We start from the raw sequence: 15,095 nt of genomic DNA on the forward strand, positions 1-15,095 counted from the left end.
AGGACCAATCTGACAACCCTGTACTAGTTAGTCTAATGCTGCAGGGTAAAGTGGGTCACAACGCCAATCTGAGGGGTCCGCGCGGCGTGGCGCTCCCGAGTCTCAAAGCTCCCTGTTTCCGGATTGACTGGTATCCCGATGCACGTGTCGAAGATTTAGTGAGACGTTCTCCAGCGCCTGGTTCCATCTCTTCCGCCGAACCAAGGCCTCGTTCTTAGGAGTTCAATTTATGCACCAATTCCGAACCAGCCTAGCGCGCGCCCTTCCGCTAGTCCTACTCCTGATTTCCGCCATCCTGCCGCTCAGCGCGCAGGATCCTCGCGGCACGATCCTCGGACGTGTCGTTGACGGTACAGGCGCTGTCGTCCCCAACGCAGAGGTCCGGGCCATCAATGACAGCACTGGCGTTGCTGTGTCGGGCAAGACAAACAACTCCGGCAACTATGTCCTCCCTTACCTGATTACCGGCAACTACACCATCACCTGCGAGCTGACCGGTTTCAAGAAGTTCCTGCGCCAGGCTGTCCAGGTGCGCATTAACGATAGCGTCGAGGTCGATATCGATCTCCAGGTTGGCGCGACTTCCGAGACCATGGAGGTCAAGGACACGACCCCGCTGTTGTCGACCGCGGAAGCATCCCTCGGTCAGGTCATCGACGAACGCCGTGTTCTCGAACTGCCCCAGTTCGCCGGCAACGCGATGGACCTGGTCCACCTCGCCCCGGGTACCGTAAACGGCACCAACATGCGCCTGCGCAAAGCGGGCTTCAACAGCGCCCCTTCCACCTTCTCAACGGACGGCGGCGGCAACAACCAGAACGAGTTCTCGATCGACGGTGTGTCCAATACATATAGTGATGGCACCGCCCCCCGCGTCGCCTTCTCGCCGCCGCAGACCGCCATCGCCGAATTCAAGGTGCAGACGTCGGCGTTCGACGCCTCGCTGGGCCACACCATGGGCAGCACGGTGAACGTCTCGACGAAGTCGGGCACGAACACGCTGCACGGCGAAGCGCACGAGTGGTTCCGCCACTCCGCCCTGGACGCCCCCACCATCTTCCAGAACAAGTCGGGCCAACCCATTTCGATCTACCAGGACAACCGCTACGGCGCCTCGGCCGGAGCTCCTGTGTACATCCCGAAGTTGTACAACGGCAAGAACCGCACCTTCTGGTTCTTTGCGTACGAAGCCAACAAGTTCGGCAACCCCGATTCCGGCGGCAACATCCTGTCCACGGTGCCGACGGCCAAGATGCACGAAGGCGACCTGTCGGAGTACCTGGGCCTCGGCGCTGCGTACCAGTTCTACGATCCCAAGTCGACTACCCTAACGGGCGGCAAGTATGTGCGGACGCCGGTTCCCAACAACATCATCCCGAAAAGCCAACTGGACAAGGTGGGTGTAAACTTCATCAATCTTTACCCGCTGCCGAACCAGCAGGGCACCCTTGATTTCCGGAACAACTACTATCGCTCCGGCAAGGCGCTGGAAGATTACTGGGTCTGGATCACCCGCCTCGACCACGCGTTCAGCGAGAATCACCGCGTATTCCTGCGCCTGCACCGCGACTACTGGCAGGAAGACAAGAACCGCAATTTCAACAACGACGTGAACGGCGTCATCCTGAACCGCAACAACAAGGGCATCGCCTTCGACGACGTGTATGTGTTCAGCCCCAGCTTCCTGCTGAACTTCCGCTATGGCCTGACGTTCCAGGATTTCCCTGAGCGCCGCACCTCGCAGGGCTATGATCTGGCCTCGCTCGGCTTGTCCTCCAACCTGATCAGCCAGCTGCCGGATAAGAAGATCGCGCCGATTCCGAATATTCAAGTCACGCCGTTCAGCCAGATCTCCCAGTGGGAGTCGCAGGACGGAGTCACCGCGTCGACGACCAACTCGTTCGTCGGCAACTTCACCAAGATGAAGGGCAACCACACGCTGCGCTTCGGTCCGGAATTCCGCGTTTACCGGGAGAGCCGCAACCGCTACGGTTCAGGCCTGTCTCCTCAGTACATCTACGACGCCACGTATACGAAGGCCAACGATACGGCGGGCAACCCGACACTCGGCGGCCAGCTCGCCTCGATGCTCTATGGCATCCCGGGCAACAGCCCCAACTCGATCAGCAACATGAACAGGACGGCGTCTTACGTGGAGCAGGATAAGTATTTCGCTGTCTATCTCCAGGACGACTGGAAGTTGTCGCGGAAGCTGACGGTGAACCTGGGCCTGCGGTACGAGTATGAATCGCCGATGACCGAGCGCTTCGATCGTGGGGCCATCCACTATGACTCCTCCACCCCCAATCCGGTGAATGAGGCGGCCAAGGCCAACTACGCGAAGAATCCTATCCCCGAGTTGGCCGTCACGCAGTTCGCAGCTATCGGCGGCCTGACCTTCGCGAACGTCGGCCGCAATCCGCGCACCTTCTGGGAGCCCGAGAAACTCAACTTCCAGCCCCGCGCCGGCTTCGCCTACCAGTACAGGCCCAAGACCATCATCCGCGGCGGATATGGAATCTACACCGCGTCCATCGGGGTCAATTACACAAACACGAACCAGACCGGTTTCTCCCAGTCGACGCAGATGCTGCCTTCGCTGGACAACGGACTGACCTTCTTCGCAACGAACGCGAATCCCTTCCCGAACGGGCTCATTTCGCCCGCGGGCGCATCGGGCGGGCTGAGCACGAACCTCGGCCAGCAGGTGCAATTCTTCAGCGATCGCCGCAGCCATCCTTACTCGCAGCGCTGGAGCTTTGGCATTCAGCAGGAGTTCCCCCAGAAGTTCCTCGTTGAGGCGGCGTATGTGGGCAACCGCAATACACGTCTGGGTATTAACCGCGAACTCAGCTACACACCGGCCCAGTATCTCAGCACCTCTCCGGTGCGCGATCAGGCCACCATCGACTATCTCGGCAAGACCTTCCCGAATCCCTATTTCGGCTTGAGCCCCACCTACACCGCCAACACGACCCGCGGCAGCCTGCTGCGCAATTACAGCCAGTTCAGTAGCGTTCAGATCCTCGCCGATCAGGCCGGCTACTCCTGGTATCACTCACTGCAGTCCCGCATTGAGCGCCGCTTCGCCAATGCCTGGACCGTGCAGGCCTCCTACACCTGGTCAAAGGCCATGGAAGCCACCGAGTTCATGAACTCGCAGGACCCCATGCCCTACGAGAGCATCGCCAGTCTTGACCGCACGCACCGCCTCACCGGCTCCGGCATCTGGGAAATCCCGTTCGGCCGCGGCCGCCACTTCGGCTCCGGCATGAACAAGGCTGTCGACTTCGTAGCCGGCGGCTGGCAGTTGGGCGGCATCTATCAGCACCAGAGCGGCGCGCCGCTCGGCTTCGGCAACCGCATCTTCAACGGCGACGTGAAGAACTTTGTGAAGCCCGAGAATGAACGCAATGTGGACGCCTGGTTCACGCCCGCCAAGACCGTCGGTTTCGAGACCAATGGCACCCTGCAGTTGGCCTCGAACCTGCGCCGCTTCCCACTGCGCTTCAGCTCCGCCCGCGGCCCCAATCAGGATCGGTGGGACTTCTCGCTGATCAAGAACTTCCGCCTCAGTGAGCGCTGGAACACGCAGTTCCGCGCTGAGACCTTCAACGCCCTCAACCATCCGAACCTCTACGATCCCAACACGGATCCGACCAGCCCCTCGTATGGCAGCATCACCGGCCAGGACACACCCCGATCCTGGCAGATGTCGCTGAAACTGACGTTCTAGGCAACGGTCAGCCCGTTCAAGGGTCCCCTGGTCCGGCAAATCCTGCCGGGCCAGGGGTTTTCCGTTTCTGGACCCGCAAACCCCCTTGTCACCACCCTGCGAAAGTTGCATCGTCATAGCGGAGGCTCCTCTGCGATGTCGACACCCGCTTTCGACTCGATTCTCTGCCCCATCGATTTCAGCGATTGCTCGGCCAACGCGCTGCGTTGGGCTGCCTGGCTGGCCGGGTCGCTGGGCAAGCCCTTGCGCTTGCTGCACGCTGTCCATCTCGACATGCCGGCCTACATCAGCACCGTGCAGAAGGAGGAGATCCTCGATCAGTGGGGGCAGGTGCAGGCGCAGGCCGAAACGCACCTAAAGGAGTGGGCGGCCAGGAATCTGCCGGCCGGAGTGGAGGTGCACTATGAGATCAGCGATGCTCCGCCGGTGGAGGCGATCATTGCCTCGGCGCACCGCGACAACTCCTGCGTGGTGATGGGCACGCATGGGCGGACGGGCTGGCGCCAGGTGTGGATGGGTTCCGTCACCACCCGCACCATAGAACTGGCCAAAGTGCCGATCCTGGCCATTCCGCCTGATAAGTCTGTATGCTGAAAGGGATATATGCCTGAATGGCTGGTGATGGTCCTGTTCGTGGCCGGCTACTTCGCAGTGATGAAGTTCGTCCTGCCGAAGCTGGGAGTCCCCACTTGAATGTCGGCCTCCTGCGACGCCGGGTCCCGGCGTCCTCCCACGACCGGCCAGAATGCGGGCACGCCGCCCGTGGCAGGCGAATTACGGAAGGGCCACCAGGGCGCTGAACGCCCCTCGTAGTTCCCCCGCTTTGTAGCCCGTGGCTTTGTCCCGGGGATAGTGCGCGTCCAGGGCTTCCTTCACTTCCGGCGCGATTTGATCCCGTGGTCCATGACAGCCCAGGCAGACCGCCTGTATCGCAATGGGCTTCATCACGCGCAGGAACCGGCGGCCGTTCTCAGTGACTGTCTCTTCCACGGGCGCGACCGGCTGGCCTGCTTCCATCTGTTTCGCCCACGCCCGCAGATGTTGGGCTTCCCACTCATCCGGCTGATCCTTGGTATTGCGGTACTTGAGGCTGATTCGCCGCAATTCCAGGCCGCGTTCGTGGGCGAACTCCTCGGTGACGACTTGCGCGTTCTCGGCACAGGACTTCACCGCTCCGGCGTAGCTGCCCTGCTTCATCTCTTCACTTAGCAACTGCTGCAGCACCCGGCCCAGGTCGTTGATGGCCGTCGTGGCGCGCTGCCGCGGCGTGGGTTCCTGCGCCCACACCGCGACAGCCAGGAGGAGAATCGCCGCCCGCGCCTTCATGGTGGTTAGTCCGTCACGTCCGGTTTCGGAGTCTGGGGACCCGAGGCCGGCAGCTTCGGCTTGGTGGTCAGGCTGGCCGGGACTTCACCGGTCAGGGATTTCAGCCAGGTGACAATCGCGGTTACGTCCGCGGGCGCCATTTTCTGGCCCAGTTGGAACTCCGCCATGCGGTTCACGGCTTCGTCCAGGGTCTTGACCGAGCCATCGTGATAGTAAGGCGCGGTCTTGTCGATGTTGCGCAGCGAGGGGACCTTGAAGTAGAACTTCTCGCCCTCGTTCTTGGAGATCTTGGACCGGCCTTCGTCCTTCAGACCGGGGTACGGGTGAGCAGCGCCCAGTTTCTGGTAGGAGGATCCGCCCAGCAGGGTGCCGGAGTGGCAACCGGCGCAGCCGGCGTCCAGGAACTTCGCGAGGCCGGCCTGCTCCTGCGCAGTCAGGGCTGTCTTGTCGCCAGCCAGGAACTTGTCCCAGCGCGAGGGAGTCACCAGCTTGCGTTCAAATACGCCGATGGCCTTAGCCATGTTGTTGTAGGTCACCGGATCCTTCTCTCCGGGAAATGCCTTGGCAAACAGTGCGACGTACTCCGGCATGGACTTCAAGGTCTTGACGACAGTGCCCTCGTCCGGCATGGCCATCTCCACGGGATTCAGCACCGGGCCCTTTGCCTGGGCTTCGACATCGGCCGCGCGTCCGTCCCAGAACTGGGCCATGTGGAGGGCGGCATTGAACACGGTGGGCGAATTGCGGTTGCCGCGCTGGCCCTTGTGGCCCTCTGAGGTGGCCTCGTTGTCCACTCCGAACTTGTCCAGCCGATGGCAGGAGTTGCAGGAGAACTTCTGGCTCTTGGACAGCCGGTTTTCGAAGTACAGCATCCGGCCGAGTTCAATCTTGGCCTGGGTGGGCGGATTGGCGGTGGAATCCATTGCCGCCGGCAGCGGTTGGAAGACCTTCAGCTTGTAGGCGGGCACCTCGGCAGCCATGGCGCACAGGCCAGTTAACCCGATCGCAATCAATACTTTAGAATACATTATGACACCTCCCTGCACAGAATCTATCACGACTACCGGCTGGTGGGAACCACGCGCCTCGAGTGTGAGAGCGTACTCTTCGATCTTGTCGTTTTCCTCCATAATCCGTCAACATTCGAACACATCTTGTCAAAATGAACGCCGTTCAGTATGCTGGGACCGGAACGGTATTTGATATATGGGCACCGCTGAACGACGCGCCAGAGAGAAGGATGAGCTCCGCCGCAGGATTCTGGAGGCGGCGACGGCCCTCTTCCTGGAGCAAGGGTATGAGAGCGTCTCGATGCGCAAGATCGCCGATCGCATCGAGTACGCGCCCTCCACGATCTACCTGTACTTCAAGGACAAAGTGGAGCTGGTTTCCAGCATCTGCTTTGAGACGTTCGCTGAGCTCGACCGGCGCCTGGAAGCCATTCTCAGCCTGAGGCTGACTCCGCTCGAAACGCTGCGCCGCAGCCTGGTCGACTACATCTACTTTGGCTTGGAGCATCCCAGCCACTACACCTTCGTCTTCTGTACGCCTCCGGCTGTCTTCCGGGACATGGGCCCGGAGCAGCATTCGGATATCAACGGCATGGCGATGGCTTCCTTCGATCGCCTCCGGGTAGGCATCAAGGCGTGCATGGAAGACGGTTCCATCCGGGTGGATGACGTGGAGACCACCGCGCAGTCGGCCTGGCTCTTCGTCCACGGCGTCACCACAGGCCTGGTGGTCGACTGCGGCTTCCCGTTTGTCGACCGGACGATGCTGATCGAGACTTCCATCGACCGCCTGATCCGCGGACTAAATTAACAAGTATTCCTATTGACTCGGGAGAACACTAACCGTATAGTGAACAGTGTTCAGTAACAGATGGTTCGTTACTGAGCGGACACTGTTATGGTTACTCTAGCCTGGAAGAATCTCATTCACGACAAGGTGCGGCTGGTGGTCACGCTGGTCGGCATTGTCTTTGCGCTGGTCCTCATCCTGGTCCAGTTCGGGTTGTTCCTGAGCTTCATGGACACCAGTGCCAACATCGTCGAGCGGAGTGGGGCCAGCCTTTGGATTTCGGCTCCGCAACTGCCCTACGTCAACGGCGCCTCGCCGATCCAGGAATCGAAGCGCTGGAAGGCGATGGAAGTGCCCGGGGTGGAGCGGGTGGATCGCTACATCCTGGCCTGGGTGCCCTGGAAGCTGCCCTCTGGCGCGATAGAGAACGTCCAGATCACCGGATTCTCGCTGGAGAGCAGGCTGGGCGGACCCTGGAACCTGACGGCCGGCAACGTCGAGGACCTGCGGGGCGAGGACACGGTGATCGTCGATGAGCTCTATAAGGAGAAGCTCGGCGTCACCCACCTGGGACAGACGGTGGAGATCAGCAACCACCGGGCGCGCGTTGTCGGGTTCACCCGGGGGATTCGCAGCTTCACGACGGCTCCCTTCGTGTTCTGCTCGTTCAAGAACGCGCAGAACTACGCGGGCGGGGTCTTGAAAGAGAACCAGACGATGTTCCTGCTGGTGCGGGCGGCCGCTGGAGTCGACATCGAGCAGCTCAAGGCCGCGATGAAGGCGAAGCTGGGCGACTTCGACGTGCTGTCGAACGCCGAGATGCACAAGCGGACCCAGATTTACTGGGTCTTCCAGACAGGCGCAGGCATTACGACGTTGCTGGGCGCGATTCTCGGCCTGATCGTCGGCATTGTGGTGGTGGCCCAAACGATCTATGCGGCGACTGTCGACCATATCCGCGAGTTCGGCACCTTGAAGGCGATGGGCGCCACCAACTCGCGAATCTACCAGGTGATTCTGGCCCAGGCGGCCATGAGCGGCATCTTCGGCTACATCCTGGCGATGGCGATTGCCGCGCCGATCTCGCAATCCAGCCAGAACGGCAATGCGCCCATCGCGCTGCCGCCGGAAGTGGCCGCGGGCACCCTGGCCCTGGCCATTGCGATGTGCGCGGGGGCTTCCATCATTTCGATTCGCAAAGCAACGCGGATCGACCCAGCCATGGTCTTTCGAGGCTAATAAGGACACAGCAATGATTGAAATCCGGAACGTAGTCAAAACCTACGGGAGAGGGAGTGCGGCCGTGCACGCCCTGAACGGGGTCGACCTGGATGTCAGCCCGGGTGAAGTGCTGATGCTGATGGGGCCGTCGGGCAGCGGCAAGACGACGCTGCTGTCCATCATGGGCTGCATCCTGCAAGCGACTTCGGGCAGTGTCAGGATCGCCGGGCAGGAGATCGTTGGGCTGGCGGAGAAGAAGCTGCCCAAGGTGCGGCTGGATCACTTCGGCTTCATCTTCCAGGGCTTCAATCTGTTCCCTGCCCTGACGGCGAGGGAGAACGTCGAGCTCACATTGAAGTTGAAGGGCATCTCGGGCTCGGCCGGACGGAAGCGGGCCGAACACCTGTTGGAACAGGTGGGCCTGGCGGACAAGTTCAAGTCGTATCCGGCGGATCTGAGCGGCGGCCAGAAGCAGCGCATTGCGATTGCGCGGGCGCTGGCCGGGGATCCGCCCATCATCCTGGCCGACGAACCGACGGCAGCGCTGGATTCGCACTCGGGCCTGACCGTGATGGAGATTCTCACCAGCCTGGCCCGCGAACGCGATCGCGCGGTGGTGGTGGTGACACACGATAGCCGCGTGCTGCACTACGCAGACCGCATTGTTCACATCGCCGACGGCAGGATCGCCGGATCGGAAGAAGACGCAAAGGAGGAGGCCGCATGAAGAAGACATGGAGTGTCGTGACGATCCTGCTGGCGGGCGCCGCAGTGGCACTGACGATCAGCAGCCGGCGGCAGGTGCAGGCGGCTCCGGCGAATGTGCCAGCGGCGGCCGCGAAGCAAGGCAACTTCATCTCAGCCGCTGGCCGGGTGGAACCGGCGGGCGAAGAGATTAAGGTTGGCAGCGAAATGGACGGCAAGCTGGCCCGGGTGGTGGTGGAAGAGGGCGACAGCGTGAAGCGCGGGCAGGTGCTGGCGGTGCTGACCAACAGCGACTACCAGGCTCGGGTGGAGTTGGCGAAGGCGACAGTGAGTGAGCGGCGGGCGTCGCTGGACCGGCTGCGGAACGGGGCTCGCGAGGAAGAGAAACGCGAGAGCGAAGCGCAGTTGCGGGAAGCGATGGCGCAGATGCAGACGGCGTTGTCGGAGCGCGACCGGCGGCAGACGCTGCTGGACCGCGGGGCGATTTCGAGGAGTGAGTACGACCTGACGGCCCGGGATTACGAGACGGCGCGGGCGCGGGTGGATGCGGCGCGGGAGCGGCTGGCGGTGGTCCGGCAGCAGTCGCGTGTCGAGGACATCCGGCGGGCGGAGGCGGAGCTGGCGCAGTCCGAGGCGAACGTGGCGGAGTCGCAGGCGCTGCTGGAGAAGACGTATGTCCGGTCGCCCATCGATGGCCGCGTGCTGCGGAAATACCGCAAGAGCGGCGAGAGCGTGTCAGGCAAGGGGGACACGCCCATCGTGTCGCTGGGCGACCTGGACCGGCTGCGGGTGCGGGTGGATGTCGATGAAGTGGATGTCGCGAAACTGCACGTGGGGCAGTCCGCCTGGGTGACGGCGGATGCGTATAGCGGCCGGAAGTTCACGGGGAAAGTCGTGCGGATCGGGCAGGCGCTGGGCCGCAAGAACGTGCGGACGGATGAGCCGAGCGAGCGCGTGGATACGAAGATCCTGGAGACGCTGGTGGAACTGGATGCCGGCCAGCAGTTGCCGGTGGGGCTGCGCGTCGATGCCTTCCTGGAGGTCCAGAAGTGAAACGGTATCTGTGGGCGCTGCTACTGACGGCGCCGGTTTGGGCGGAGCGGCTGACGCTGGAACAGGCGCTGGCGACCGCGGAGAAGGCGAGTCCGGAGGTGCAGGAGGCGCGGCTTCGCGCCTTGGAGGGCGAGGCGCAGGCCCTGGCGCAGAAGGCGGCGCTGTTGCCGCAACTGGGTGTGAACCTGGGGTTGAGCTATCAGACGACGAACCTGCAGGGGATCGGGGTGATTGCTCCGGGGTTCCCGTCACGGGTCGGTCCTTACCGCGTGTTTGACGCCAGGCCGAGGTTGACGCAGCAGGTGCTGGATCTGTCGCTGCTGGCACAGTATCGCGCGGCCAAGGCGCGAGCCGGGCAAGCGAAGTTCGAGGCGGAGACGACGGCGGAGCGGACGCGGCTGGCGGTGATCCAGATCTACCTGCAGACGCTGGCATCGGACTCGCGGGCGCGGGCGGCGGAGTCGCGGGTGGAGACGGCCCAGGCGGTGTTGCGGCAGGTGGGCGACGCGGAGAAGGCCGGGACGTCGAGCAAGCTGGATGTGGCGCGAGCGACACAGCGGATCGAGTCCGAACAGGCGACGCTGATTCTGGCGCGGCGCGATCGGGACTCGCTGCTGACGACCTTGAAGAAGACGATCGGCGTGGCGCAGAGCACGGACATGGAGGTGGTGGAGTTCACTCCGAATGCGGCGGAACCGGGCGCGGGCGTGAGGCCCGAGTCGCTGGCGTTGGAGGCGAAGCGCAAGGTGCTGGATGAAGAGAAGCGCCAGGCGGAGAAGCAGCGGTACCCGAAGATTGGAGCGTTCGGCGACTATGGCGTGCTGGGCCAGGATCCGTCGAACTCGCTGAGTACGTATACGGTGGGCGTGACGGTGGCGGTGCCGGTGTGGACCAGCGGCCGGATCGAGAACGAGATCAAAGCGGCGCGGCTGCGGTTGCAGCAATTGGATCAGCAGAAGCGGGCGCTGGACCTGGCGATCGACCAGGAGTCGGCACAGGCTCGGTTGGAGCGCGATGCGGCGCGGCTGGCGCTGGAGTCGGCGTCGAAGGCAACGGCGGCGGCGCGGGAGTCGTTGGAACTGGCGCGGCTGCGCTATGGCGCGGGCCTGACGACCAACCTGGATGTGATCACGGCGCAGGGTAACCTGGCGCAGACCGAAGAGGAAGAGATCCGCACGAGGTATGAGGGGCTGCTCGCGTCGGCCAATCTGGCGCGCGCCCGCGGAGATGTGATGTCGTTTGTGCGGACGCGCTGAAGAGGCTGCATTAGACTAAGTAGATGGAACTCCCCATCTACCAGGTAGACGCCTTTTCCAGCGGCGTGTTTGCAGGAAATCCCGCGGCGATATGCCCGCTGGAGTCCTGGCTGCCGGCAGAGACGATGCAGTCGATTGCGGCGGAGAACAACCTGGCCGAGACCGCGTACTTTGTGAAGACGGGCGACCGGTATCATTTGCGCTGGTTCACGCCCGCCGTGGAGGTGGACCTGTGCGGGCACGCTACGCTGGCCTCGGCGTATGTCATTTTCCGGCTCCTGGATACGGCGGCGGACGTTGTGCGGTTCGACACGTTGAGCGGCGAACTGGTGGTGACGAAGGAGGGCGAGCGGTTGTCGATGGACTTCCCTGCCCGGCCGGCGGAAGCGGTGCGGCCCTGTCCCGGCCTGGTGCAGGCGTTGGGCGGATCACCGAAACAGGTGCTGGCCTCGCGGGACTACCTGGTGGTCTACGAGACGGAGGAAGAGATCCACGCCCTGACGCCGGACATGACGGCGCTGTGTTCGATCGACCGGTTTGCGGTAATTGTGACCGCTCCGTCGTCGACCCCGGGCGTGGACTTCGTGTCGCGCTTTTTCGCGCCTTCGCAGGGTGTGCCGGAGGATCCGGTCACGGGGTCGGCGCACTGCACGCTGATCCCGTATTGGGCGCAGCGGCTGGGCAAGACGGAATTAGTGGCTCGACAAGTGTCAAAGCGCGGCGGGACGCTGTTTTGCGCGTTGCGCGGCGAACGGGTGGGCATCGCCGGAGAGGCGGCACTGTATCTTCGCGGCAGCATAGAGTTTTGAGCAGCGCGGCCGCGTTGGCCGGAGTGGCTTCGCCTTCCAGGTTGATTACGCGGCGGCGCAGGTTCTCGCTCACTCCCTTGAGGTCGGAGACCGGCAGGATGATGGACTGACCTTCGTCCAGTCCATGGGCGCCGGCGCGGCCCATGCCGAATTCACTTGGCTTGCGCTGGAAGGTGACGACGGTGGGCCCCAGGACGAGGCTGCGGTCAATGAGCCGGTGCAGGGCGCCATGGCTGGCAAAGGCGAACGGCGAGATATTGGGACGGAGCAGGGTGAGGGTAGCGAGGATCGGCTCAATGCAGGACACGGTGGCGGCGGCGGCCACGTGGGCACCCGCTCCGTAACCAGCCAGGTGGATCCGAGTGCGGGGCAAGGCAAGGCGGATGTACTGGAGCAGCAGCGCCAGGCTGCGCGCGGCGGGTGCGACGCTCTGTTCCCAGCGGACGACGCCGACGGGCATCCAGAGCAACTCCTGGGCAATTCCGGAGATCATCTCCTCCGGTGTGGTCCCGTCGATGGCAAACAGCATCAGGTCGGGAATCTCATAGCGCTGAATCTCCGCCAGTAGCGGGTCGCGCTCTTCGGCATCGGGCATCCGCCCGCTCGCATTCAAGGTCAAGGGGTACAAATTCACGTGGAATCTCCTTCGCGACAAAGTGTCCCTGACCCGGCCAAGCGATTTCGGGGCTGTTTCTCCTAAATCATTGATTCCAGGCGTACAATTTATTTTGAAATCCGGAACTGCTTTGGCGGACTGAGCCGAAATGGGCTGGAAGTGTTTGGCTGGAGGGCCTGGGACTGGCTGGCGCTTGCTTCCGCCGAGCCGCCAGTGGCTGGCGAGGAAAAGGGGAAGAAATGGCTTTGATCCCTCAGGAGTGGTGGATTGCGGAGAGATAGGGCGGGTTGGTCCTGGGTGCCGCCGGGGGAGTTCGTTTCTCCGGCGAAGGGGAAGACAGGGGGAAGGAATGGGTTTGATCGCTCAAAGGCGGCGGATTGTGAGGATCTAGAGTTGGTCGATGCCGGGCGGGCGCGCCGGGGCTGCGGCGCTCCCGGCAGGGGAAGAAAACGGGAATAAATGGCTTTGATCGCTCAAAATCCGTGGATTCTCTTCCCCATTCAGCCGAGGCGATAGACTCCTCCGGCGGAGGTGTGGAGGTTCTGAAGTCAAAGACCGGCTGGAGGCGGATAGACCGCGGGTCCAGTGTGGAGAGTGTAGCTGCATGTCCGTGGGCTGCCGGGCGGGCGGCCCGCAAGTGATTGCAACAGCGCGAAAGAAATATCCCCAGCGGCGGTGAATGAAGGGGGGTTAATGGTGGAATTGGTGGAGAAGTGGGGTTGGGGACGGCCGGATCCGCACCAGTTCCATCAGGCAGGTCCCTTCGGCTGATTGCAGACCGCCGAATACTGTTTGCGGGCTGTGGCGCAGAGTAAAACCTATTGGATTGGAGGGGCTGCGGCTATGGCTCGGTGTCTGGCAGCATGCCGGAATTGCAGAGAGGGACTGGTGGTTTTCGGTGAGTTCCTGGGTCGTTGGCTCCAATTAGAGACCACGTTTTGGTGGTTCACGGTAGCCTGATCAGGCTAAGGGGCATCCCCGCACTGCCTGGGTGCCTAAGCAGGATCAATCTCGATCTGCCAGCTTCATTCCGCTTCCGTACAATTGTTAGCGGCAAGCGTCACATGGCTAATGACTTACCCGCACTTCGAATCACCGTGAGGTCCTCACCCGAGACCAATGACCACGAGGTCTGTCTGTTCGCTGACGGAATGAATCTGATCGAGCTGATTGCCCCTGACCTAATGGGACTGGACCCCGATGATCTCCTGATCGAACCGTGCGTCCTGCTCGCCGGAACCTCTCCTCATCCTGCGGTTATCGGGAGGTGCGGTTGTGGAATCACTGAGTGTGGCAGCGTAGCCGTCAACATCCACGCGGAAGGCAATCGAGTCATCTGGACAGCCAACGGTTCAGCAAAAAGGATCCAGTTTGATGCGACCCAGTATGCTCTCGAGATTGAAAGAGCTCTTCATGACTTGAGCTGGGAGCCCCCGGATCGAACGGCTGCACGTCTCATCGCTCACGCCCTCGACCGAACTTCGCTAGCGAAGCGAGGCTTCGAATTTTCCTGGGCATCAGGACGGTGTCCTGAAGGAATGATGACAGCGTCACTTCTGCTTACGCCGGGGCCCTATCAGATTCTCGTGCGCCTGCCTTGGGACGGAGAGGATGTTGATGAAATCGTCCGCCAATTCGCAACCGTTCTGAGCCGAGCGCCTGAAGAGTGGCCGAACGTAGACTGTAATCCGCAAGCGCAGGATCTCGGTCCTCCGCCGATTACTGGTCCAGGCTGGAACTGACTCGGTTTCGGTGAGCGGCCGACTGGGGAACACGACGACTTCGTGCCCGCCATCCTGTTCGTGAATCGAAGCCCAGGTAGGATTCAAAGCACAAACATCCCGAACACCGTCGAAGACGGTGGGCTGCCGGACCGCCCAACTGCAGAAGGTTCTCCACGAGTGCGGTCGGATTACCTTCACCCTTGCCGACGTCGCGAGCATCACGAGTTTGCCGGCTGCGTCGGCCCCGAGTCTGATCCGGCATGCCATCACCCGCGGAATTGTGTCCGGAATGCAGTCGGGCCTTGTGCCGGTGTCATCGGAACACGACCGAGCCACGGAATTCGTCGGCAATTCATATGTCATCGCCCGGCAACTGGCAACCAATTCGGATTATTTCATGTCCAACGTCTCGGCCATGGAGCTGCACCGGATGGTCAAGCAGCCGCAATTTGTCATCTTCACCAGCACGACAAGAGGCCTACGTAGTAGGACGATTAATGACTTGGAGTTTGGGGTTATTCTCGTGCGCGACGAGGATTCATTCAGGGCAACGGCATACTGGGTCTCGAAACAGGAGCGCGTCAAGGTGAGCGATCCTGAGCGCACTGTGATCGACGGCATGCATCTGTCGGCGTATTGCGGCGGTATCACCGAGGTCGCGAAGGGCCTCCGGATGCGACGCCATGACATGGAACCGGGGCGTTTGATCGACTACGCCCTGCGCCTGCAGAACGGGGCCGTCGCACGGCGACGCGGTTACCTGCTTGATATCTATCAGCTCGCAGCACCCGGCGAACTGGACCGCCTCAGGCTAATCGTCACCGTGACGTACACCGTGCTGGCCTGACG

Annotated in this window: 11 protein-coding genes; 9 read left to right on the plus strand and 2 right to left on the minus strand. The window is 62.2% G+C overall.

Annotated features, from left to right (window positions below):
* Positions 1-229 precede the first annotated feature (229 nt).
* Positions 230-3,736: a TonB-dependent receptor gene (locus tag IRI77_RS06085; protein WP_194451181.1), complete on the plus strand. Its 3,507-nt coding sequence runs from the start codon at positions 230-232 to the stop codon at positions 3,734-3,736.
* 135 nt (positions 3,737-3,871) lie between these two features.
* The gene (locus tag IRI77_RS06090) at positions 3,872-4,330 is read left to right on the plus strand and encodes a universal stress protein (RefSeq protein ID WP_194451182.1); all 459 of its coding nucleotides are present in this window, start codon (positions 3,872-3,874) and stop codon (positions 4,328-4,330) included.
* Positions 4,331-4,510: 180 nt separating this feature from the next.
* Here IRI77_RS06090 and IRI77_RS06095 read toward each other — a convergent pair whose 3' ends face one another.
* Together IRI77_RS06095 and IRI77_RS06100 are read right to left on the minus strand one after the other, a co-directional pair.
* Positions 4,511-5,062 (minus strand): Tll0287-like domain-containing protein, encoded by a 552-nt coding sequence (locus IRI77_RS06095; RefSeq protein WP_194451183.1) that lies wholly within the window; start codon positions 5,060-5,062, stop codon positions 4,511-4,513.
* A gap of 5 nt (positions 5,063-5,067) precedes the next feature.
* Positions 5,068-6,090: a cytochrome-c peroxidase gene (locus IRI77_RS06100; protein WP_194451184.1), complete on the minus strand. Its 1,023-nt coding sequence runs from the start codon at positions 6,088-6,090 to the stop codon at positions 5,068-5,070.
* Between the two features lie 178 nt (positions 6,091-6,268).
* On the opposite strand from IRI77_RS06100, the gene IRI77_RS06105 reads away from it, so the two are divergent.
* The 7 genes from IRI77_RS06105 to IRI77_RS06135 all read left to right on the plus strand — a co-directional run bounded on the left by IRI77_RS06105 (position 6,269) and on the right by IRI77_RS06135 (position 15,093).
* Positions 6,269-6,883 (plus strand): TetR/AcrR family transcriptional regulator, encoded by a 615-nt coding sequence (locus IRI77_RS06105; protein WP_194451185.1) that lies wholly within the window; start codon positions 6,269-6,271, stop codon positions 6,881-6,883.
* 87 nt (positions 6,884-6,970) lie between these two features.
* The gene (locus IRI77_RS06110; protein WP_194451186.1) at positions 6,971-8,101 is read left to right on the plus strand and encodes an FtsX-like permease family protein; all 1,131 of its coding nucleotides are present in this window, start codon (positions 6,971-6,973) and stop codon (positions 8,099-8,101) included.
* A 13-nt stretch (positions 8,102-8,114) separates the two neighbouring features.
* Positions 8,115-8,810, plus strand: a complete 696-nt coding sequence (locus IRI77_RS06115; protein WP_194451187.1) for an ABC transporter ATP-binding protein — start codon at positions 8,115-8,117, stop codon at positions 8,808-8,810.
* Positions 8,807-9,841, plus strand: coding sequence for an HlyD family secretion protein (locus tag IRI77_RS06120; protein WP_194451188.1), 1,035 nt, complete (start codon positions 8,807-8,809; stop codon positions 9,839-9,841). The genes IRI77_RS06115 and IRI77_RS06120 overlap by 4 nt, the downstream gene beginning before the upstream one ends.
* Positions 9,838-11,097 carry a TolC family protein gene (locus tag IRI77_RS06125; RefSeq protein WP_194451189.1) on the plus strand — a complete coding sequence of 420 codons (1,260 nt, stop codon included), beginning with the start codon at positions 9,838-9,840 and terminating at the stop codon, positions 11,095-11,097. The genes IRI77_RS06120 and IRI77_RS06125 overlap by 4 nt, the downstream gene beginning before the upstream one ends.
* Positions 11,098-11,120: 23 nt before the next feature.
* On the plus strand, positions 11,121-11,906 hold the full coding sequence (locus IRI77_RS06130; RefSeq protein ID WP_194451190.1) for a PhzF family phenazine biosynthesis protein: 786 nt from the start codon (positions 11,121-11,123) through the stop codon (positions 11,904-11,906).
* 2,629 nt (positions 11,907-14,535) lie between these two features.
* Entirely contained in the window at positions 14,536-15,093 is a 558-nt protein-coding gene (locus IRI77_RS06135; RefSeq protein WP_194451191.1) for a type IV toxin-antitoxin system AbiEi family antitoxin domain-containing protein, read from the plus strand.
* The last annotated feature ends 2 nt before the right edge of the window (positions 15,094-15,095 follow it).

The organism is Paludibaculum fermentans (assembly GCF_015277775.1).
Classification (GTDB): domain Bacteria; phylum Acidobacteriota; class Terriglobia; order Bryobacterales; family Bryobacteraceae; genus Paludibaculum; species Paludibaculum fermentans.